Source organism: Flagellimonas sp. HMM57 (assembly GCF_021390175.1).
GTDB lineage: Bacteria > Bacteroidota > Bacteroidia > Flavobacteriales > Flavobacteriaceae > Flagellimonas.
Map to the genome: position 1 here is coordinate 2570460 of NZ_CP090004.1, position 22041 is coordinate 2592500.

Annotated in this window: 13 protein-coding genes, 2 tRNA genes and 2 rRNA genes (1 of these 17 cut by a window edge); 10 read left to right on the plus strand and 7 right to left on the minus strand. The window is 40.1% G+C overall.

Annotated features, from left to right (window positions below):
* The 3 genes from lysS to LV716_RS11280 all read right to left on the minus strand — a co-directional run bounded on the left by lysS (position 1) and on the right by LV716_RS11280 (position 3448).
* Positions 1 to 1692 (minus strand): lysine--tRNA ligase, encoded by a 1692-nt coding sequence (lysS, locus tag LV716_RS11270; protein ID WP_163417831.1) that lies wholly within the window; start codon positions 1690 to 1692, stop codon positions 1 to 3.
* A gap of 49 nt (positions 1693 to 1741) precedes the next feature.
* Complete coding sequence (locus LV716_RS11275) at positions 1742 to 2299, minus strand: thioredoxin family protein (protein ID WP_163417832.1); 558 nt, start codon at positions 2297 to 2299, stop codon at positions 1742 to 1744.
* 99 nt (positions 2300 to 2398) lie between these two features.
* Complete coding sequence (locus LV716_RS11280; RefSeq protein WP_163417833.1) at positions 2399 to 3448, minus strand: response regulator transcription factor; 1050 nt, start codon at positions 3446 to 3448, stop codon at positions 2399 to 2401.
* A 92-nt stretch (positions 3449 to 3540) separates the two neighbouring features.
* Here LV716_RS11280 and LV716_RS11285 point away from each other — a divergent pair, with 92 nt between their 5' ends.
* From LV716_RS11285 to lipB, 3 genes are read left to right on the plus strand one after another with little or no spacing between them, the layout of a single operon-like run.
* On the plus strand, positions 3541 to 3696 hold the full coding sequence (locus LV716_RS11285; RefSeq protein ID WP_082433465.1) for a YqaE/Pmp3 family membrane protein: 156 nt from the start codon (positions 3541 to 3543) through the stop codon (positions 3694 to 3696).
* A gap of 10 nt (positions 3697 to 3706) precedes the next feature.
* A complete protein-coding gene (locus LV716_RS11290) occupies positions 3707 to 4447 on the plus strand; it encodes a hypothetical protein (RefSeq protein WP_163417834.1) in 741 nt (246 codons plus the stop codon).
* 32 nt (positions 4448 to 4479) lie between these two features.
* A complete protein-coding gene (gene lipB, locus LV716_RS11295) occupies positions 4480 to 5196 on the plus strand; it encodes a lipoyl(octanoyl) transferase LipB (RefSeq protein WP_163417835.1) in 717 nt (238 codons plus the stop codon).
* Between the two features lie 31 nt (positions 5197 to 5227).
* Here lipB and LV716_RS11300 read toward each other — a convergent pair whose 3' ends face one another.
* The 4 genes from LV716_RS11300 to LV716_RS11315 all read right to left on the minus strand — a co-directional run bounded on the left by LV716_RS11300 (position 5228) and on the right by LV716_RS11315 (position 10638).
* Positions 5228 to 5926 (minus strand): hypothetical protein, encoded by a 699-nt coding sequence (locus LV716_RS11300; RefSeq protein ID WP_163417836.1) that lies wholly within the window; start codon positions 5924 to 5926, stop codon positions 5228 to 5230.
* Positions 5927 to 5941: 15 nt separating this feature from the next.
* Positions 5942 to 7258 (minus strand): OmpA family protein, encoded by a 1317-nt coding sequence (locus tag LV716_RS11305; RefSeq protein ID WP_163417837.1) that lies wholly within the window; start codon positions 7256 to 7258, stop codon positions 5942 to 5944.
* A 294-nt stretch (positions 7259 to 7552) separates the two neighbouring features.
* Positions 7553 to 10012: a ribonuclease HII gene (locus tag LV716_RS11310; RefSeq protein WP_163417838.1), complete on the minus strand. Its 2460-nt coding sequence runs from the start codon at positions 10010 to 10012 to the stop codon at positions 7553 to 7555.
* A 29-nt stretch (positions 10013 to 10041) separates the two neighbouring features.
* A complete protein-coding gene (locus LV716_RS11315; RefSeq protein WP_163417839.1) occupies positions 10042 to 10638 on the minus strand; it encodes a ribonuclease HII in 597 nt (198 codons plus the stop codon).
* Between the two features lie 218 nt (positions 10639 to 10856).
* Between LV716_RS11315 and LV716_RS11320 the strand changes: the two genes are divergently transcribed.
* The 7 genes from LV716_RS11320 to LV716_RS11350 all read left to right on the plus strand — a co-directional run.
* A complete protein-coding gene (locus LV716_RS11320; RefSeq protein WP_163417840.1) occupies positions 10857 to 14066 on the plus strand; it encodes a SusC/RagA family TonB-linked outer membrane protein in 3210 nt (1069 codons plus the stop codon).
* 38 nt (positions 14067 to 14104) lie between these two features.
* Complete coding sequence (locus tag LV716_RS11325) at positions 14105 to 15544, plus strand: RagB/SusD family nutrient uptake outer membrane protein (protein WP_163417841.1); 1440 nt, start codon at positions 14105 to 14107, stop codon at positions 15542 to 15544.
* 260 nt (positions 15545 to 15804) lie between these two features.
* Positions 15805 to 17799 carry a putative porin gene (locus tag LV716_RS11330; protein WP_163417842.1) on the plus strand — a complete coding sequence of 665 codons (1995 nt, stop codon included), beginning with the start codon at positions 15805 to 15807 and terminating at the stop codon, positions 17797 to 17799.
* A 317-nt stretch (positions 17800 to 18116) separates the two neighbouring features.
* Positions 18117 to 19637: ribosomal RNA gene (locus tag LV716_RS11335) — 16S ribosomal RNA — on the plus strand.
* Between the two features lie 108 nt (positions 19638 to 19745).
* Positions 19746 to 19819, plus strand: a tRNA-Ile gene (locus LV716_RS11340).
* A gap of 135 nt (positions 19820 to 19954) precedes the next feature.
* A tRNA-Ala gene (locus LV716_RS11345) sits at positions 19955 to 20028 on the plus strand.
* A gap of 207 nt (positions 20029 to 20235) precedes the next feature.
* A 23S ribosomal RNA gene (locus LV716_RS11350) occupies positions 20236 to 22041 on the plus strand (it continues 1016 nt past the right edge of the window).
* The 16S and 23S rRNA genes sit together here with 2 tRNA genes alongside, the layout of an rRNA operon.

The following is a 22041-nucleotide window of genomic DNA, read 5'->3' on the forward strand; positions in this document are numbered from 1 at the left end:
TCAATTCAATTTTTTTGCAAAAAGCCCATCGTCGCGTTTTTCAACGGCAAAGACACCAAGTTTTGATAGGTTTTTGGTGCTTTTATCCCATTTTTTACCGCTAAGTCCGGCTTTTTGCTTTAATTCAGCTAGCGGCATTTCTTCAACTTGCTTTAACAAGTCCATGATTGCCTTTTCTTCATCGCTTAGGGCGATTGCTTTTTTCTCAGGGCGCATTTGCGGAAAGAACAACACCTCTTGAATGGAGGAGTTATTGGTCATAAGCATTACCAAACGATCGATCCCGATACCAATACCTGAAGTGGGTGGCATTCCATACTCTAAAGCTCGTATAAAATCTTGGTCAATGAACATGGCTTCATCATCCCCTTTTTCGGAAAGACGTAATTGTTCTTCAAAACGTTCTCTTTGATCAATAGGATCATTGAGCTCCGAGTAGCAATTTGCCAATTCTTTACCGTTGACCATAAGTTCAAAACGTTCGGTCAATGCTGGATTATCGCGATGTTCCTTGGTGAGCGGACTCATTTCTTTTGGATAATCGGTGATAAAAGTGGGCTGCACGTAGTGATGTTCGCATTTTTCCCCAAAAATTTCGTCGATAAGCTTACCCACACCCATTGTCTCATCAACCTCAATGGACAGTTTTTTAGCAACTTCGCGAAGCTCTTCTTCACCCATACCAGCTACATCGTACCCTGTATGTATTTTGATAGCTTCTAAAATAGGAACCCTGGCATAAGGCGCCTTGAATTCTATTTCATTGTCGCCAACGGTAAGTTTTGTGCTTCCGTTTGCATCCAAAGCAATTTTTTCCAAAAGCTGTTCTGTAGTATCCATCATCCAGTTGTAGTCTTTATAGGCTACGTAGAGTTCCATTACAGTAAATTCTGGATTATGGGTGCGGTCCATTCCCTCGTTCCTAAAATCCTTGGAAAACTCATAGACCCCATCAAACCCACCAACAATCAAACGTTTTAGGTAAAGTTCGTTGGCAATACGCAGGTACAAGGGAATGTTCAATGCATTGTGGTGCGTTAAAAAAGGTCTTGCGGCAGCTCCACCGGGAATAGGTTGAAGTATTGGAGTCTCTACTTCGAGATATCCTCTTTCATTATAAAACTCGCGGATACTGTTCGTGATTTTTGTGCGCTTGATGAAAGTTTCCTTTACGGACGGATTTACCACTAAATCAACATAGCGTTGGCGATAGCGCAATTCTGGGTCATTGAATTCATCATACACATTTCCATCAGCATCAACTTTAGGAAGAGGCAATGGGCGTAACGCCTTGCTGAGCAGGCTAAAGCCTTTTACCATTACGGTTTTTTCGCCTACCTGTGTAGTGAACAATTCTCCTTCTACACCTATGATATCTCCAATATCCAGCAGTTTTTTGTAGACCTCGTTGTATTGCGTTTTATCTTCGCCCGTGCAAATTTCATCTCTGTTGAAATAAACCTGTATGCGACCCTCACTATCCTGAAGCTCGGCAAAAGAAGCCTTTCCTTGTATTCTTCTAGACATTAACCTACCGGAAATCACTACTTTTTTTCCTTCTTCATAAGCATCTTTGATACTTTTGGAGGTAGCATCAACTGGATATAATGCTGCGGGGTAAGGATTTATTCCCAATTCCCTTAGTTTGGATAATTTCTCCCTTCGAACGATTTCCTGTTCCGATAGTTGCATAGTCTATAAAAAATTAAAGCGCAAAATTACACTTTTGCGCTTTAATTCCTTAGTTGGACTTGCTTAATGTAGCGTAATTTGGTGTGTAGGGCTTTTTCTTTACGATTTGCACCATGTCCTCTTCCAAAGATTCGATAGGACTTTCTACAATTCTATTGACCTCTTCACCATTTTTAAAGAAAATCATTGTGGGTACTTTTATAATGTCGAGCCCTTTTTCTTCACCAGTTGGACTTTTCTTGTAGTGTTCTTTTCGTCTATCCAATGCGACAATTTCCAGTTGTTCCATAGGAAATTTAGCGGCCTTTAATATTTTGATGATTCTTGGCACTTCTCTTTTGCTGTCACCGCACCATGTTCCCAAAAATAGTTTGACTTCATGCTTTGCAAGTGGTTTTTTGAACATGTTGACCAAGTCTTTGTCCACAGTATAGGAATCATAACCTACATTGTACCATGCTTGGTAAGGTTCTGACTCCAACCCTTCCAAATTGATTTTTCCCACCATATATTTTTTCCCGTTTTCCATGGTGACTTCTTTGTTGAATTCTTGGCCATACGAGAACGATATGGAAATAAACAACAATGTAAAAAAAGATGATTTCATGATTTTTCGATTTAAAATTCGAAAGCGAAAATTGCATAAAATCAAAAACAGAAGACAATCGAGCAGTTGGAAATAGGGACTAGACCCTAGGTGGAAATTTTACTTTTTGAAGAGTGCCACGATTTCATGGCGCGAAGAAACTTCCAGTTTTTTGTACAGATTGTTGATGTGTGTTTTTATGGTACTAAGACTCACAAAGAGTTCCGCAGCAATCTCCTTATTGCTTTTGTCCTGCAAAATCTGTTGCACTATTTTTTGCTCTTGCGGGGTTAGTTTTTCGACCAGTATTTTGGCCTTTGTTCTAACCTTTTTTCTTTTTGAAACCAATAGATATAGATTAAGCCCTAAGGATAAAGCGAACAGAATTGAAAGAATCCACATCCAGTTCAAAGCTTTGGGATTATTGAAACTGGCCAGTTGCACATCTGTAGTTATTTCCGCTTCATACTGTTGTGTGAAACCTGTGTTGGTATACATTGTTTTTAGGCGTTCTGATAGATCTTGGTAATAGTCGTTTTTTAGAATATCCTGCAAATAGTAAGCATAGGTTTCGTTCTTTTTATCCGAAAGAAAATCATAAATGTAAAGTTCTACCAAAGGCTCCTTAGCTTCCGCTCCAAAATCATGAAGTACTTGAAACCATTTTTTTAAGTTAAGTTTCTTATTGGTTTCACTGATATAATTTGTAAAGTCAAAAATCATTTCTTCCTTAAGGTTTTCCACTTCTAAAAGCATCGATGATTTTGAATTGGTCGATGTAATGGTACAAAGCGATTGGTCCTCAAAAGAAGTTGGGAATTCTACGGTATCGGTATTATTAGCGACAAAAAGTACGCTCTCGGTGCTGGAACACTGACCCAAATAGTGATTGGAATTGGTGTCGTCCAAACAATCATCGAAATGAATTCTGTAAATACGGTTGCTATCAAGTAGGTTGTTCCCCTTAAACTGAAAGAATCCTGTTGAATCGATATTCGCCTTTTGAATGATTTGCTCCAGATATATTCGGGAAGATTTTCTGTAATCCTCTACCAAGGAAAGATAAATTGCTTTTCCAGCATTTTCTTTTGATACGGTTCCCGAAAAGGTATACTGCCCTGACAAGGAATACGAGGTCAGAAGAATAAAAAAAAGGACAAAAATCCGCATAATACTATTTGTAGGGTTTAAATTTAATGGTTTTTATGTAACAAATCCTGAAATTGAACTACCTATAAGTATCATCAATCAAAATCAAATCAATGAGTTTCTGGAGAGTACTTTTGGCCATCATTTTCCCACCTTTGTCAGTCATCGGAAAAGGTTGTGGTTCTTTTGTTATTGTATTACTTTTAACCCTTTGCGGTTGGGTTCCCGGTATTATTGGAGCCCTTGTCATACTTAATAACACGAACTAAACATTATCACATGAAAAAAATCCAAATGCTAAGTTGGGCCATAGCTATCGCCCTTATTTCGTCATGTAATTTTACGGAGGAAATCCACCTCAAAGAAGATGGGTCTGGAAAATTGTCCATTAACTTTGATGGGTCGGAACTCATGGAAATGGCTGGGGAAGAAATGGCGAAAGGCAAAGAAAAGGCAGTGGATTCCATATTTTCATTCAAGGATTTTTTAAAGGAAAAAAAAGATAGCATAGCAACATTGTCCCCAGAAGAACAAGCAAAATTGAAAAAACTGGAACCTTTTAGTATGCACATGGTCATGAATGCCGAGGAAAAGTTGATGAAGTTTGATCTATTCAGTGAGTTCAAGGATGTAAGCGAGGTAAATGATGCCTTCAATGCCTTTCAAGGTGCAAGCGCACTTGGACCTAACCCTGGACAAGAAAAAACTTCTCCAATGGGCGGGCAGGAAGCTACTACCGAGGTGAACTATACATTTTCGAAGAACACTTTTTCGCGAAAGGCCAAAATTATAGATGAGGAGCTTTTTCAAAAAAGTGTGGATAGTCTTCAAAGTGCCGAAATGTTCTTATCAGGTTCGACCTATACTTTAAAATATCATTTTCCACGAAAAGTAAAATCCACGAATGTTGAGGATGCTACTTTTAGTGCCGATGGGAAGACCATGTTTTACGAAGTTGGTTTTATGGACCTTATGAAAGACCCTTCAGTTTTGGATGTAGAGGTCGAGTTGGAAAACTAGTTTCTGGATAAAGGTCTTCGTATCTTTGTACGATGAACAAAAAAGTGATTCTTCAGGATTTAGGATTTAAGGATTACAAAGAAACTTGGGACTACCAAGAAGAATTGTTTCGAGGCATTGTAGACCTAAAAATCAAAAATAGAAGAACAGGGACACAAGATGATACTCCAAACCACTTCCTCTTTGTGGAGCACCCACATGTATACACGCTTGGCAAAAGTGGAGATATGTCCAATTTGCTTATTGATGAAGAGCAACTAAAAGAAAAAGGTGCTACTTTTTACAAAATCAATAGGGGAGGAGACATTACGTACCACGGTCCAGGGCAGATAGTGGGATATCCCATTCTGGATTTAGATAATTTCTTCACCGATATCCACAAGTATTTACGATTATTGGAAGAAATGGTTGTTTTGACCTTGGCCGAATATGGTTTAAAAGCAGAACGTTCTGAAGGAGAAACGGGCGTTTGGTTGGATGTTGGAACGCCATTTGCCCGAAAAATATGTGCCATGGGCGTACGTGCTAGTAGATGGGTCACTATGCACGGTTTTGCCTTGAACATCAATGCGAATTTAGGCTACTTTGATATGATGATACCCTGCGGAATAAAGGATAAGGCCGTTACATCATTAAATGTTGAGCTAGGAATGCCAGAAGTTGATATGGAAGAAGTGAAACAAAAATTATTGCGTCACTTTGAAGTTCTTTTTGAAGCCAATCTCCTAAAAGAAAAAACCCCAGTGTAAACCGAGGTTTTTATATAGCAATACTTTTAGGCTACTTGGAATATTTGGTCAATTCCATTCTGCTCATAAATTTTCCATTTTTTCCATAGGTTTCCTGTTTTACCATTCCTACGCCTTCGGCCAACCATATTTTATTGTTCATTTCTTGATTTGCCATCATTACTTTTGATTTTCCTTTCTCGGTAATCAGAAAACAATCAAAACTGCCAGCAGAGGTGGTAACGGATTCTTTTGCCTCGACCTTTCTATTCGTCATTTCAACATTGATTTTCATTTTCATACCGCCCATGTCCATACTAACATTTACGTTCGAATCCTCAAGGGTCTGGCCTACTGCAAGATTGTTCGGTATTTGAACATCTGTTCCCGTGATATCCATCTCCATTCCCATATCCTTGTATTGTTGTTGTAATTGTGAAGGGAAAAGACTTTCATAATCGATTCGTACACCATCACCCGTACAAGTAATGTTATAGTCAGATTCGAATACATTTTTACCTTTATTGTCCTCGAATCTAAGTTGCATCGTAGCATAGGTCTCATCGCCAGAGGTACTTACTTTGGAAACGGTATAATCCGTTGTTCCCTCGACCTTGTTTTTCTTATTGTACATCGTGTATTGGTAGGATGTCCCTTCTTTCATGGGGTAAAATGTACTGCAATTGTTCTGTGCCGTTAGGAAATAACAGCTACAAAACGCTAAAACGCTTAAAATAATATTGATTTTCATGTTTGGTGGTTTTGGTTATTGTCTTATGAACTCTACGCGCCTATTTTGAGTCTTTCCATCAACAGTATTGTTGTCACCAACGGGTTCAGATTCTCCCTTGCCTTCAAAAAGTAGCCTGTCCGAAGAAACCCCATAAACCGATACAAGTGCATTTTTAACAGCTTCTGCTCTTTTCTTTGATAGGGCAAGATTGTTTTCATCCGATCCATCAGAATCGGTATGGCCAACTATTTTTAAGGTCATGCTTTCCTCTTGTTGCAGTACTTGGGATACTTGTCGGATAATGCCCATAGACTGTGGTTGTATATTTGCCGAACCAGATTCGAACAATATTCCGTTGGTAGAGATTTTTCCTTCGGATATCAGTTTTCTTCTTAGGTCCACACCACCTTCGGCAACCTTTAAATTTGAAATGAACAAACGTTCTTTACCATCTTTGAATCCTCTGGGCTCAAACTTTAGGGTTGTTATCTTTCCTTCGGATACCAATCTTGGAACATCGATATATTTATTTTCATTCACCCAAAGCCTGAAGCGTTTTCCATTTACCGCTACAGAAATATGGACTTTCTGTAAGACATCTTTTCTAATATCGGCAGTAACTGTATTGTTGACGGTGTTTTTGCCATCGATATTGTTCCAAATTCGTATGCCTATGGGAATGTATTGGCAAAAAGGAAGGTAGGCATAAATAGCGTTCTTGCCGTAACCGAATTTGTCGCTCTCGTCCAAAATAAAGTGTAATATGGCCTGGGACGAAGTTTGTTTGTCTAGACCATTGGTCAAAAGATCAAATTCTATAGTATAATCTTGCGGTAATGTTGGAACATCGGGAATATAATAGGAGCTGGGTTTCATTTCGAACCATTTTCCATCCTCAGTGCTTATTTTTACAACCTCTCCACTGCCATCGGTATTCCATTTTGAAGGGAAATCGCCAATAAAGTCATTGGCAAAATCATCAAAAAAAAGTTGCTTGTCCCCAGGAACAAAATCAAACTTGCTATATACCTCTATTGTTTTTGGCCCTCCACTGGAAGGTTCTATTGACGTATTCGTTGAGTTTTGATTATTGCCAGAGGTCGAAGTAGGGTTCTCTTGGTTATCCTGTGGTGTTCTAGGGGCTTTTTGATTTCCTGATCCATCGCCCAAAACACTGTCCAATGCTTGGTCGGTTTTTTTTGCGCTTTCTTGTTCTACCCGTCTTTCAACAGTTCGTTCGGCAGCTCTTTCGGCTTTTTTTGCTAGTTTTTTAAAAAATTGAGCATTTGCATTAAGGCATAACGTCATGGCAAAAGCCATAACGATTTTGCTTAAAAAGGAGGTTTTCATTTTTAAAAGTGTTTAGATAGTTTGTTATCAAGGTATTGTAATTCCTAGAAAACTACAAAATTGGGTAATTAAAGCATCTTAAGATGTATATCTTGTTTTAATAAATGTACAAGTTGCAGTAAATGAACTTGTCTTGAGTTAATGTTTGGAACCGAGATTTTTGGCTTTAAAGGTCTAATGAAAGCTTTTTTGAACAGCATAGCCTTAGTTACGGTGGGAGAAAAAGATAAAATTAGACCGTAAAATGTAAAAATAGCAGGTAAAAGATTAACTCAAGGCGAGTTCAATAAGCTGTTAATTCATTCCGTAGACAATAATCGAATTCTCTTGGTCTTTGGCAACAAGCTCCAATTTTTTGTTATTGTCCATATCGGTCAAGTCAATCAAGGAGCTTCCGTATACAGGGAAATTGGGAATAGGTACCGCTTGGCTATCGAACAAGTATATTTTCTGGTTCTGGATATCGGTAACACCAACATAAATCTTATCATAGATGTAAAAGATTTTTGGTTTGGTGTATACGCCAAGTTCCAGTTCTACTTTTTTGCCCCTAATGCTCAAAACATTATCATTCATAAAAACTAGGGTTTTACTAGTTGCATACATTCCATGGTCTTTATTTAGATTGAAATTGGTACTGGTCAACTTTCCTTTGGTATCTATTTGATGGAGCACGCCCTTTTTATTAGTTATGGAAAACTTGTTTTTGTATAAAAAGGTTTCGTTATCGGAAAAATCTATTTTTTGGGACACTTTTATACGCTCTCCTCCAGCTCTGTGCAGAATTTTAATGGTCTTATCTTCCAATTGAAAAACAAGATAATCTCGATTGGAAATCCTGAAATGTTTAGGAGCTTTGATGATGGGACTTTGCGCTTTTTTATACGTAAACCCATCAACAATATCGGCCTTGTTATTGTACATGAATACCTTCTCGCCCTGCGTAACCACAAATCTGTAATCTTTTTTTCCTTCATAGTCAAAGACGGCAAGTTCGTTCAAGTTACCTCCTTCAAAAGTTTTGTTGAAGGGAGGAACAACTTCACCGTTACGGTCCAGGATAAAGAATTGATTGCTCGTACAGAAGGCCAATTGCAAACGACCGTTCTTGTAGATATCCACTTGTTTTATGTCACCTTGAATCCTACCGTCCAGTTGTTTTTTCCACAATACTTTGCCATCTGAGGAGATGAGATACAGAAAATTATTTTGGTCCTGTACTACGATTTCCTGCTTGTTGGTTCTGTGGTTTTTCACAAATTGAGGGGTATTTGCCAAATCGGTTTCCAGTTCTAGCGTAAATAGGGGACTTACCGTTTTAGCAGCTTTGGTTTTTCCCGCCTTGGAAGCCAGAAGATTGATATGTGCAAAATTGTTGTCCGAAACCACTTGAGTTGCAAAAGAATAGTTCTTGAACGAAGCTTTATCGATGGCCTTGGCTAGGTCGGGATTCAAATCATTTTTGGCAATGTCGTTAATTCCCGAATCATTGGATACGAACAGTATTGTGGATTCGCTCGCCAATGTTGAAACAGCTGTCTTGTAGAACGGTGCATCATTAAAGGAAGAAGAACTCTTATAGCTACTGATAACAGCTTGTATTGCTCCCTTTTCTTCGGCGAAGAGAAACGTATTTTCCAAGATTGTACAGAAATTGGATGTAAACCCAGACAATAATGGATTAAACCCCTCTTCAAGAAATCCGGTATTTTGTAATGCCATAATTTCGCTTCCTTGATATGTAGAAGAAGACGTTTTATTTGTGCTCAGGAACTCGGAAAGACTTTCTGCCCCAAAAGAATTCAACAACACAATTTTTTTACCGCTCAAATAGATAATTCCAACCTCCTCTATGGTGTTGAAAAGAGAATCTACACGTTTTGTTCTATCCAAATAGGTGTTTTGATTCTTTGCAAAAATTTGGTAATCATCAAAAGTATAGGAAAGGATTGCTTTTGCATTAGGCGGAGCTATTAAAGGCGTCTTATTGGCCAAGGGTTTTGTACCCTTAAATAGATTGATGAAGCTTTTTGTTGAATCAGAAGAAATTCCAATGCCATTAAGATGGATGTTGTCGGAATTTGCGGAAAAATCCAACGACATCCAATCTGAGAAAGGAGGATTTTTCTTGTTCTCTTCCTTTTTAAAAGTTGTAATAAAAGAAGAGGTTTTGTTTAAGTTGAGAAATGCGCTTGCCGATTTTTCTGGGCTAGAGGTCTCGTACAATTTTGTCAATGTATCGTCAATGGCGTAGTCAAATCCCGCACGGACCATATTTTCAACAAGCATTTTTGATGAACTGAGTATGGTAAGGCCATTTTCTTCAGTCCCAAACACCTTGGAATCTTCAAAACTATATTCGGTAATGGTTCTTCCTTCGTAGTTGAAGGTTTCGATAGCCTTATTGGTTATTCCTTCCAAATTGAAGAAATCGTTATTTTTTTTGGCAACCAATACAAACTCATAGTTTTCTTTTCCTATTTCATAAAAAGCAAGTACACAAGTCTCATCTGTTGTAACATAGTCCAATTGATTCAGTTTGCCCTTAATTTTTTCATGTATGGGAAAACCATTTGTTTGTTTTAAAAAGGTACTGTTTTTAAGTTCGCTTTTAAAGTTGGAAAGGTTATTGATTTTTAAAATTAGTTGTGAATCGGAAGGGAGATAGCTCAATAAAGAATCTGAGGTTTTTACTTCGGTTTTACAGGAAATGAAAAATAGCGTTACTATAAGAAAGAGTAATTGGGGTTTCATTTTCAAAGTTTCAAACAAATTTAGGATTTTTAAATATCCAATGTAAACTGTTCGAGAAGTTGTCTGAAACTTTTTCTATGATATTTGGTCAATCCGTACTTTCGTATAGCCTCCCTGTGTTCCTTGGTAGGATATCCTTTGTTTTTTTTCCAATTGTACATCGGATATTCCTCATGAATAGTGCACATGTATTCATCCCTGTATGTTTTTGCCAATATAGATGCTGCTGCAATGCTCATAAATTTGCTATCTCCTTTAATAACACATTCATGTCCAACGGAAGGATAGGGTTTAAAACGGTTGCCATCGACCAAAATAAAGCTTGGCGTTTGTGAAAGACCATCTAAAGCCTTGTGCATGGCAAGTATAGAAGCGTTCAATATATTTATTTGATCTATTTCGTCTTGAAAAACATGGCATACCGAAAAAGTAACCGCTTCTTTTTCCAAAACAGATTTCAAGTAATCTCTTTTTGTCAAGGATACTTGTTTTGAATCATTAAGAATATCATTGGCAAAACCTTTTGGTAATATTATTGCGCCTGCCGTAACCGGTCCGGCCAAACAACCTCTGCCAGCCTCATCAGTACCAGCTTCATTTTCAAATTTTAGTAAACTTTTGAGCATGATTTCTAGCAGCGCTTCATTTTATTCATAAAAAATAACATGTAATTAGGTAAAATGGTTAAAATGATAACTTTTTTTCAAAGAAAATACCTACGAAAAAAAAATATCATAATTATTGGTGCAATTTTAACATTTAACGCCTTCAATCCAATGTATTTTTTGGAATATTAAGTTTTTATTAAGATTTTTACCGCTGACTAATTCAAAAATTCAATTAAATGAGATCAAAGTTAACTTTGATGCTTGCGCCATTATTGGTGTTATGCATGAGTTTCTCTTTTGGACAAGAGAAAACAATTACCGGTAACGTATCCGATGAAAACGGCTTGCCTCTCCCAGGCGTTTCAGTGGTCGTGGTGGGTACAACATCTGGTACACAAACCGATTTTGACGGTAACTACACTATTTCTGCAAGTGAGGGCCAAGTACTACGTTTTACTTACTTGGGGCAAAGGACCGTGAACAGAACAGTTGGTTCTTCTACTAGTATCAATATTCAGATGGAGGAAGATACCCAAGCATTGGAAGAAGTTGTTGTTGTTGCCTACGGTACGCAAAAGAAAGAGGAGATTACGGGTTCGGTAACTACTATCAAGGCAGAGGACATCCAAACAGTACAAACTGGTGATGTTACTCAGGGACTGGCAGGTAGGCTATCTGGGGTCCAAATCATAAACAATACTGGTGCACCGGGCGATCCACCACAGGTTAGATTTAGAGGTATTGGGTCAATCAATTCATCAAACGAACCTTTGTATGTTGTTGATGGAGTTGTTTTTAATGGAAATATAAACTCTATTAACCCACAAGATGTTGAGTCGTTGACTGTGCTTAAAGATGCTTCGGCCAATGCCTTGTATGGAAGTAGGGGTGCTAACGGGGTAATTCTTATTACTACGAAAAAAGGTGGTACGGATAAGTTGGAAGTTACATTCGATACAAGGGTTGGTTTCAATACCAGAGCTACACCTGAGTATGATGTAATCACTGATCCTGCTCAATACTATGAAGCAGCCTATGACCGATGGAGAATAGGTCTTATTGATGCAGGGACTGACCCAGCTGAAGCCGCTCAGATTGCGGCAAGTCAGATTGTTTCAGGAGGGGATTTCTCTCTTGGGTACAACAATTATGATGTTCCGGACGACCAATTAATCGATCCAGCTACTGGACAAATCAATCCGAATGCAAATCTCTTATATCAAGACAGTTGGATAGATGAGTCATATAAAACCGGGACAAGAATAGAGAATTATGTAAGTCTTCGTTACAGTAACGATTTGCTTAATACATTTTTATCTATAGGGCATCTTAATGATGATGGAATTGTGCTGAATTCAGGTTTTGAAAGAACTACTGCCAGATTAAATTCCAGTTTCCGTCCAACCGAATGGTTGACGATTGGGGGTAGTATGAACTATGCCCAGACCAATCAAGACAATGCACTTCTTGGTGCAGGTTCAGGTAATGTAAGTAATATTGCTAACTGGGCAAGGACAACCGCACCTGTGTACCCAGTTTTTGGAAGGGACGGACAAGGAAATATAATTAGAGATACTGATGGTAATGTGGTATTTGATTTTGGTACAGGTTCTAACGGAACAGTTGGTCTTAGACCGGCATTTAAGTCAAATGCAAATCCGGTAGCTACCAGTTTATTGGATATTGATGGGAATGTAGCGGACAATTTTTCAGGGAGATTCAATGCATCTGCTAAATTCTTAAAGGATTTTGAATTCACCTACAATTTCTCTGCAGATATAACCCAAGCTAACATAACTCAATTTGCTACACCAATCGGGGGAGACGCCCAAGCTGTAAATGGAAGAATTACCACAAGGTCTAATCGCGGAGTTACCACTGCCCATCAACAATTACTTAATTGGAGAAAAGAATTGGGCAACCATAGTTTGAGTGTTTTGTTAGGACATGAAAGCAATGATTTTAATTTCAGATTGTTGCAGGGTCAAGTTACTGAGACAGTTATTGATAGACTTGCTGTATTGGAAAACGGTGTTAATATCCAATTTCTTAACGGTTATGAGAAGGATTACAGGGTTGAGGGGTATTTTTCTAGGTTGACATATGATTATGATGACAAGTATTTCTTCAATGCCAGTTTCAGGAGAGATGGAACTTCGGTTTTTTCACCTGATAACAGATGGGGTAATTTCTACGGTCTAGGTGTGGCTTGGTCAGCACACAAAGAGAGCTTTTTGTCTAATGCAAATTGGTTGAGCGTTTTAAGATTAAAGGCTAGTTTCGGCCAGCAAGGTAACGATGCTATTTTGTACGAGGATATACGTACAAATGTTGCGGATTTAGATAACAGAAACTATTATGCATATGAGGATCAATTCGATATAGTTAATGCGGGTAACAATGTTCCTGGGATTACATTTTTTCAATTAGGAAATGAAGATTTGAAATGGGAAACCTCAACCAACATTAATGCAGGATTTGAGCTTGGTCTTTTCCAGAATAGAATCTTATTGAATGCTGAGTATTTTGAAAGAAACGTTGAGGATCTTCTTTTCTTTAGACCTATCGCTTTATCAGAAGGGGTTGGAACTAGACCTGAGAATGTAGGGGATATGGAAAACAAAGGTGTGGAAGTGGAATTAGGTATTGACATCATTAGAAATAGCAACTTTAACTGGTCTCTCAACATTAATGGAACACACTTCAAAAATGAAATTACAAGCTTGCCTGTTGACTTTATTGATGACCCTAATAATGGTATCTTTAGATTGGAAGAAGGAAGGTCTAGATTTGATTTCTTTACAAGAGAGTTTGCTGGTGTTGATCCAGAGAATGGAGATGGTTTATGGTTTACAGATGTTTTAGATGCAGATGGTAACCCTACAGGAGAAAGAGAAACTACCAACGATAGGGTGAATGCAACAGAGTATTTTGTGGACAAGAGTGCTAATCCAGATGTATTCGGAGGATTCTCAACAGCTTTCTCTTACAAAGGATTCTCTCTGGATGTAGGTTTTGCTTATCAAATAGGTGGATACGCTTGGGACAATGTCTACCAGACACTTCTTGGAACAACTTCTGCGGGAGATAACTTCCACCTAGATGTACTCGATTCCTGGACGCCTGAGAACACAACGGCTACCATTCCTCGTCTAGACGTAAATGACGTAAATCAAGCTGGGATTTCTGATTTTTTCCTTATTGATGCCTCATTTTTGAGCTTACAGAACGCAACAATTTCTTATAGCTTCAGCTCAAAACTGGTTGAGCGTTTGGGAATTGCAGGTCTTAGAATTTATGCTACAGGAAATAATTTGTATGTATGGAGCAAACGAAGAGGGTTTGATCCAAGGTTGACTTCTGTTGGAACAACTAATGCTGGAGCATCTATAAATGAATTTCCCCTAGCTAGAACCACATCTATGGGTGTAACACTTAATTTTTAATAGTTATGAAAAAGATTAAATTTTTAATTTTAACTTTCATGCTGACGTTATCTTTCGTTAGTTGTGAAAACGAGTTTTTAGATACGGAACCTGAAAGGTCCATATCTGGAGAACAGGTAGCTGGTGCTCCTGCGGCAAACGAAGCTATCATCAATGGTATTTATGCAAACCTAAGAACTTTTGGTATAGGTAATCCAGGGCGTGTTGATACCGATTATGGACATAAAGGAATTACAGCGGGATATGATATGATGGCTCAGGATATTGTCCTTAATAATTTTAATTGGTATATTTTCTTTTACAATTATAATGGGATTCAACAAACAAGTAGCCGTACGAGGATTACATGGGTTACGTATTACTCTGTAATTGCAGATGCAAACAGTGTTATAAATGGTTTGCAAGACAAGGCCGACAGAACTCCCGAAGAAGATGCGTTATTGGGACAGGCTTTGGCCATAAAAAGTTTCTGTTTGTTTAACTTAGTTAGAGTTTATGCATTTACTTATATAGGTCATGAAAGTGATCCTGGTGTCCCAATTCCAGACAGGATAGACTTTGACAGCAAGAATAGAGGTACGGTGCAAGATGTTTATGACCAAATTATTCCTGATTTGCAAACTGCTGTGACTCTTTTGAATGGTTTTACAAGGGATAATAAGCAGCAGATAGACCAAAGTGTAGCTCAAGGTATTCTGGCCAATGTTTACTTGGAAACTGGAAATTGGGCGGGAGCAGAAGAAAATGCCAGACTGGCAAGGACTTCATATTCCTTAATGACAGGTGAAGAATGGGCTACTGGTGGTTTCGACGTGATATCTAACATAGAATGGATGTGGGGTGCTGATATTGACAGTGAGTCTAGTACCACCTTCCCATCGTTTTTCTCGCATTTTGACAGTTTTTCTGGAGGATATGCCGGTGTTACCGGAGGGCATAAGCTAATTGATGCAAGATTATGGAATGCATTACCAGATACTGATATTAGAAAAACAGCTTTTGTTGATCCTGACAATAACACTACAGATTTCCCAGATTATACAAATACTAAGTTTGTTGATCAGACGGGTACATTTGAAGGAGATTATGTTTACATGAGAGCTTCAGAAATGTTATTGATTGAGGCTGAAGCTAAGGCTAGATTGGGAGACCCAACTGCTGCTGCGGTTCTTTTCGAGTTGGTGTCAACAAGAGATACTGGATACACTCAATCTACAAGTACAGGTTCTGATCTAGTTGATGAGATTTACTTTCAACGTAGAATAGAGTTGTGGGGAGAAGGTGTTTCATGGTTTGATTTAAAACGTCTTAAATTGCCATTGAACAGAACGGGAGAAGGTTCTAATCATATGGATTTTGGTAAATTCGATTTGGAAGCTGAGTCAAATTCGTTTAGAATGCAAATACCCGAAGCGGAATTGAATTCAAACGAAAATATTAATGTAAATGATCAGAATCCTGCACCTGTGGTAAACTAAATACAAGGTCTTATATATTACAAAGCCGTTGTATAACCTACAGCGGCTTTTTTATTTATAAAATGTATATCGAAAGTTGATTAAAGCCTTGTCTCAAATCCAATCAAAATACTTAGCTGTTGCTGCATAATATATTAATCCTTGGTATTGTTAATGGAACTTAATCATTATATAGGAATATGATTTTGTTGTAATCTAACGATTAACTTTCACATTCTAATAACAACAAAACTTATACCTTTGTTGGTTAATAAAATGGAATGAGACTACACATTACGCTTTTCTTTCTTTTGGCAACTGTTTCCGTGGTAAAAGCGCAACAAGATTCCATAGGTAGTTCTGCCGCAGATCAAAACTCCAAAGCAAAAAGTCTTGGAGGGTCACAAAAGCAAGACTCAATACAAACTAATCCTGAAGGATTAATCACAATCCAGGATTACAAAATAATCTCATACGCAAGAGATACCACCTCTTTAGATACGACTTTGTCCATCAAAAAGGAATATAAATACAATTATCTTCGAAAAGATGATTTTGAGGTAATGCCTTTTGCCAATATAGGGCAGCCGTATAACACTCTGGGAAGAACTTTTTCCAAAAACTCATTTTATCCTCAATTAGGTGCTCTTGCAAAACATTTTAATTACATGGAAGTTGAGGACATTGCGTACTACAACGTTCCAACGCCAATGACCGAACTTATGTTCAAGACAACCTTGGAGCAAGGTCAATTATTGGATGCATTGTTGACATTTAACATTAACAAAAGATTTAATGCTTCAATTGCATACAAAGGATTTAGGTCTACGGGTAAATATCTTTTTAGTCAAGCCCAATCAGGGAATTTTAGAACTACTGTTAACTATACTACAAAAGATAATGCCTATAGCCTGCGAGGGCATATTACGGCGCAAGATATAGAGGCGGAAGAAAATGGGGGCTTGGAAGACCGTTCACAATTCGAAGGGGGCACTTCCGACTTTCAAGATAGATTTAGAATCGATGTCTTATATACAAATGCGAATAATAGAGTTTTAGGACGACGATATTATTTGGATCATCAGCTAAGATTGTTCAACATCAAAAAAGATTCGCTCGATAATAACCCAACAAGTCTTTTGATTGGGCATGAATTCAATTATGAGTCTAAATTGTATCAGTTCACGCAAACCGAACAAACAGATGCTTTTGGTGAAAATGCTTTTTCGGTTCCTATTGATGATAAGGCAAGGTTGAAAACAATGTTCAATAAAGTGTCAGCGGAGTTTTCCAATAATATCTTAGGAAATTTAACGGGAAGTCTCAGTCTCTATAATTATAACTATTTCTTTAATAGTATATTGGTTACGGACTCTGGTACTATACCAAATCAACTTCAAGGGGAAGAAATAGCGGTAGGAGGTGAATATTTTAAAAGTTTTGGGCCTCTAAAATTAAGAGGTGATATAAATTATAATATTTCAGGAGTGCTTGGAGGTAATTCTTTCAATGCCTCTGTGGATTATGAATTAAATAAGCATAATTTGCTTTTTGGCTCCATTAATGTGTCTTCACGAATGCCCAATTTTAATTATTTGCTTTACCAAAGCGATTATGAAAACTTTAATTGGCAGAATGTGGATAATTTTGAAAAACAACAAATACAGAGTATTAGCTTTGGGTTTGATTCAAATCTATTTGGGAAAATACAAGCCGAATATAGTGCGATAGATAATCTTGCTTATTTTGAATCTATAGCTACTCAAGAACAGTTTGATAATAATCAAGAAACAGCTTTTGTAAGGCCATTTCAAGAAAGTTCTACAATAAATCATTTGCGGGTAAAATATTTCAAGGAATTTAAGTGGAGAGGCTGGGCACTTGCCAACACTGTTTTATTTCAGGATGTGACCCAAGATGTGAAGGTTCTTAATGTTCCACAACTTGTAACAAGAAATACGCTTTACTTTTCTACGGACGCTTTTAAAAAAGCAATGTTTTTGCAGACAGGAGTTACATTCAAATATTTTACATCCTATAACATGAATGCATATAATCCTTTGCTGGGAGAGTTTTATATACAAAATAGAGAGGAGTTTGGTGGATTCCCTATGTTGGATTTTTTCATCAATGCCAAAGTCAGACAAACAAGGATATATTTAAAAGCGGAACATTTCAATTCCTCATTCTCAGGGCCTAATTTTTATTCTGCACCCAACTATCCATATCGTGACTTTGTTATACGATTTGGATTGGTTTGGAATTTCTTTTCTTAAAGTTATTGTAACATTAAAATAATTTAATGCTGAAAAACAGCATGTTATATTTTTATCATGTTTTTTTATTAAAAATTAAGCGAAAACTACTTGTGGAGATAAAATAACCTTTCTATATTTGCACCCGCTTAGCTGATAAGGCAGGCGTTGAAAAGGGGAAGAATTGAGCTATCAGGTAGATTATATTTTTCTTTTTTTTCGGGATTGAAAGAAGTTCATATACATATTGTACAGACAGCGTAAAAGAGAACAGAGAAGAACCATTTTGATGCAGGGGCTTGGTATTGTCCGGGAGTTGAATAGATATTTAACGATAGACAATGAAGAGTTTGATCCTGGCTCAGGATGAACGCTAGCGGCAGGCCTAACACATGCAAGTCGAGGGGTAACATTTGTGCTTGCACAAGATGACGACCGGCGCACGGGTGCGGAACGCGTATGGAACCTGCCCCTGTCAGGGGAATAGCCCAGAGAAATTTGGATTAATGCCCCATGGTATCGTTTTGACACATGTCGATGCGATTAAAGATTTATCGGACAGGGATGGCCATGCGTACCATTAGCTAGTTGGTGGGGTAACGGCCCACCAAAGCTACGATGGTTAGGGGCCCTGAGAGGGGGATCCCCACACTGGTACTGAGACACGGACCAGACTCCTACGGGAGGCAGCAGTGAGGAATATTGGACAATGGTCGGGAGACTGATCCAGCCATGCCGCGTGCAGGATGACTGCCCTATGGGTTGTAAACTGCTTTTATACGGGAAGAAACGCGCCTACGTGTAGGCGTTTGACGGTACCGTAAGAATAAGGACCGGCTAACTCCGTGCCAGCAGCCGCGGTAATACGGAGGGTCCGAGCGTTATCCGGAATCATTGGGTTTAAAGGGTCCGTAGGTGGGCCATTAAGTCAGGGGTGAAAGTCTGCGGCTCAACCGTAGAATTGCCTTTGATACTGGTGGTCTTGAGTCGTTGTGGAGTTGCCGGAACATGTGGTGTAGCGGTGAAATGCATAGATATCACATAGAACACCGATCGCGAAGGCAGGTAACTAACAACGTACTGACACTGATGGACGAAAGCGTGGGTAGCGAACGGGATTAGATACCCCGGTAGTCCACGCCGTAAACGATGGATACTAGCTGTCGGGTTTTCGGACTCGGCGGCCAAGCGAAAGTGATAAGTATCCCACCTGGGGAGTACGTTCGCAAGAATGAAACTCAAAGGAATTGACGGGGGCCCGCACAAGCGGTGGAGCATGTGGTTTAATTCGATGATACGCGAGGAACCTTACCAGGGCTTAAATGTAGTATGACAGGGGTAGAGATACCTTTTTCTTCGGACATATTACAAGGTGCTGCATGGTTGTCGTCAGCTCGTGCCGTGAGGTGTCAGGTTAAGTCCTATAACGAGCGCAACCCCTACCGTTAGTTGCCAGCATGTAAAGATGGGGACTCTAACGGGACTGCCGGTGCAAACCGTGAGGAAGGTGGGGACGACGTCAAATCATCACGGCCCTTACGTCCTGGGCCACACACGTGCTACAATGGCCGGTACAGAGGGAAGCCACCAAGCAATTGGGCGCGGATCTATAAAACCGGTCACAGTTCGGATCGGGGTCTGCAACTCGACCCCGTGAAGCTGGAATCGCTAGTAATCGGATATCAGCCATGATCCGGTGAATACGTTCCCGGGCCTTGTACACACCGCCCGTCAAGCCATGGAAGCCGGGAGTGCCTGAAGTCCGTCACCGCAAGGAGCGGCCTAGGGCAAAATCGGTAACTAGGGCTAAGTCGTAACAAGGTAGCCGTACCGGAAGGTGCGGCTGGAACACCTCCTTTCTAGAGAAAGTGACGACCGGAAGGATTCCGGGCCCGTCATCGGGATGGTCCTTTTTTCTCTTATGCTGTCTTATGATATGTTTCAAATACTGGCAAATTAGGCCAAACAGTCTCATAGCTCAGCTGGTTAGAGCGCTACACTGATAATGTAGAGGTCGGCAGTTCGAGTCTGCCTGAGACTACTGTAGGGCAGTCTAGTGGCTGCTCATGTTCATTAGATATTGAAGGAAATTCTGGAAGTTAGCGTTCACGTTAAAAATAGGAGTGTGGTTATAGTTGGTACTGACGACTATCGGCTGACGACTAACAACTGAAACGGGGGATTAGCTCAGCTGGCTAGAGCGCCTGCCTTGCACGCAGGAGGTCATCGGTTCGACTCCGATATTCTCCACGGTACAATAGGTAATGTTCAATTGGCAATAACCAATTTTGGAATTGTGGATTGTTGACTGATAATTGCGAATTGTAAAAAGTTCATTGACATATTGGGACGGAAGCACAACGATTTAGAGTCGTTATGTGGAAGTCAAAGAAGAAACACGAAGTAGAATAGAATATAATAAAGGATTACGAGGGCATTTGTGCTTTATGTACAGGTGCGACAAGCAAAATAAGGGCGTATGGGGGATGCCTAGGCTCTCAGAGGCGAGGAAGGACGTGATAAGCTGCGAAAAGCCACGGGGAACTGCACACGAGTGTTGATCCGTGGATATCCGAATGGGGCAACCCGGCTGGTTGAAGGCCAGTCACCCCGCAAGGGGGGCGAACCCGCTGAACTGAAACATCTAAGTAGGCGGAGGAAGAGAAAACAAAAGTGATTCCGAGAGTAGTGGCGAGCGAAATCGGATTAGTCCAAACCAATGTTGTTCCGGCAACATTGGGGTTGTAGGACCGTGTTGTTCGATGCATTGCGAACTAGAACTGTTTGGAAAGACAGACCATAGATAGTGATAGTCTAGTATAGGTAAGCAATGTTATCGATAACGGTATCCTGAGTAGTGCGGGGCACGTGAAACCCTGTATGAATCCGGCGGGACCATCCGCCAAGACTAAATACTCCTGAGAGACCGATAGAGAACCAGTACCGTGAGGGAAAGGTGAAAAGAACCCTGAACAAGGGAGTGAAAGAGACCCTGAAACCATACGCCTACAAGCGGTCGGAGCGGATTCGTCCGTGACGGCGTGCCTTTTGCATAATGAGCCTACGAGTTACTTTTACTGGCAAGGTTAAGCACTTCAGGTGCGCAGCCGCAGCGAAAGCGAGTCTGAACAGGGCGCCACAGTCAGTAGTAGTAGACGCGAAACCGTGCGATCTACCCATGGGCAGGTTGAAGCTGTGGTAACACACAGTGGAGGACCGAACCCGTTGACGTTGAAAAGTCTTGGGATGACCTGTGGGTAGGGGTGAAAGGCCAATCAAGCTCGGAAATAGCTCGTACTCCCCGAAATGCATTTAGGTGCAGCGTTCATATAGTTATATAGAGGTAGAGCTACTGATTGGATGCGGGGGCTTCACCGCCTACCAATTCCTGACAAACTCCGAATGCTATATAATGATTATGTGCAGTGAGGGCATGGGTGCTAAGGTCCATGTCCGAGAGGGAAAGAACCCGGACCATCGGCTAAGGTCCCCAAATATGTGCTAAGTTGACAAAACGCGGTGGAACTGCATAGACAGCCAGGATGTTGGCTTGGAAGCAGCCATTCATTTAAAGAGTGCGTAACAGCTCACTGGTCGAGCGGTTCCGCATGGATAATGATCGGGCATAAGCACATTACCGAAGCCATGGCTTTGTATTTATACAAGGGGTAGGGGAGCATTCCATTCTGCGTAGAAGCGGTCCTGCGAGGAACCGTGGAGCGTATGGAAACGAAAATGTAGGCATAAGTAACGATAATGCGGGCGAGAAACCCGCACGCCGAAAGACCAAGGTTTCCCCGGCCATGCTAATCAGCCGGGGGTCAGTCGGGACCTAACACGAACCCGGAAGGGGCAGTGGATGGACAAGCGGTTAATATTCCGCTACCCGCAATACGATAAAAGTGACGGGGCACCGGAGTTGGTGCGTGCTGACGGAATAGCACGTTGAACCTTCGGGGATAGTACGACAAGGCCACGGCCGCGTCGATAATCCAGCGTAGGTGCCTCCAAGAAAAGCGAGTATTGCGGCCCGTACCGTAAACCGACACAGGTGGTCGGGATGAGTATTCTAAGGCGCTCGAGAGATTCATGGTTAAGGAACTAGGCAAAATAGACCCGTAACTTCGGGAGAAGGGTCGCCCCCTTTGGGGGGCCGCAGTGAATAGGCCCAGGCGACTGTTTATCAAAAACACAGGGCTCTGCCAAATCGAAAGATGACGTATAGGGCCTGACACCTGCCCGGTGCCGGAAGGTTAAAGGGAG

Coding starts and splice junctions, on each gene's coding strand:
- lysS (WP_163417831.1), bottom strand. CDS start 1,692: ATGCAACTATCGGAACAGGAAATCGTTCGAAGGGAGAAATTATCCAAA.
- LV716_RS11275 (WP_163417832.1), bottom strand. CDS start 2,299: ATGAAATCATCTTTTTTTACATTGTTGTTTATTTCCATATCGTTCTCG.
- LV716_RS11280 (WP_163417833.1), bottom strand. CDS start 3,448: ATGCGGATTTTTGTCCTTTTTTTTATTCTTCTGACCTCGTATTCCTTG.
- LV716_RS11285 (WP_082433465.1), top strand. CDS start 3,541: ATGAGTTTCTGGAGAGTACTTTTGGCCATCATTTTCCCACCTTTGTCA.
- LV716_RS11290 (WP_163417834.1), top strand. CDS start 3,707: ATGAAAAAAATCCAAATGCTAAGTTGGGCCATAGCTATCGCCCTTATT.
- lipB (WP_163417835.1), top strand. CDS start 4,480: ATGAACAAAAAAGTGATTCTTCAGGATTTAGGATTTAAGGATTACAAA.
- LV716_RS11300 (WP_163417836.1), bottom strand. CDS start 5,926: ATGAAAATCAATATTATTTTAAGCGTTTTAGCGTTTTGTAGCTGTTAT.
- LV716_RS11305 (WP_163417837.1), bottom strand. CDS start 7,258: ATGAAAACCTCCTTTTTAAGCAAAATCGTTATGGCTTTTGCCATGACG.
- LV716_RS11310 (WP_163417838.1), bottom strand. CDS start 10,012: ATGAAACCCCAATTACTCTTTCTTATAGTAACGCTATTTTTCATTTCC.
- LV716_RS11315 (WP_163417839.1), bottom strand. CDS start 10,638: ATGCTCAAAAGTTTACTAAAATTTGAAAATGAAGCTGGTACTGATGAG.
- LV716_RS11320 (WP_163417840.1), top strand. CDS start 10,857: ATGAGATCAAAGTTAACTTTGATGCTTGCGCCATTATTGGTGTTATGC.
- LV716_RS11325 (WP_163417841.1), top strand. CDS start 14,105: ATGCTGACGTTATCTTTCGTTAGTTGTGAAAACGAGTTTTTAGATACG.
- LV716_RS11330 (WP_163417842.1), top strand. CDS start 15,805: ATGAGACTACACATTACGCTTTTCTTTCTTTTGGCAACTGTTTCCGTG.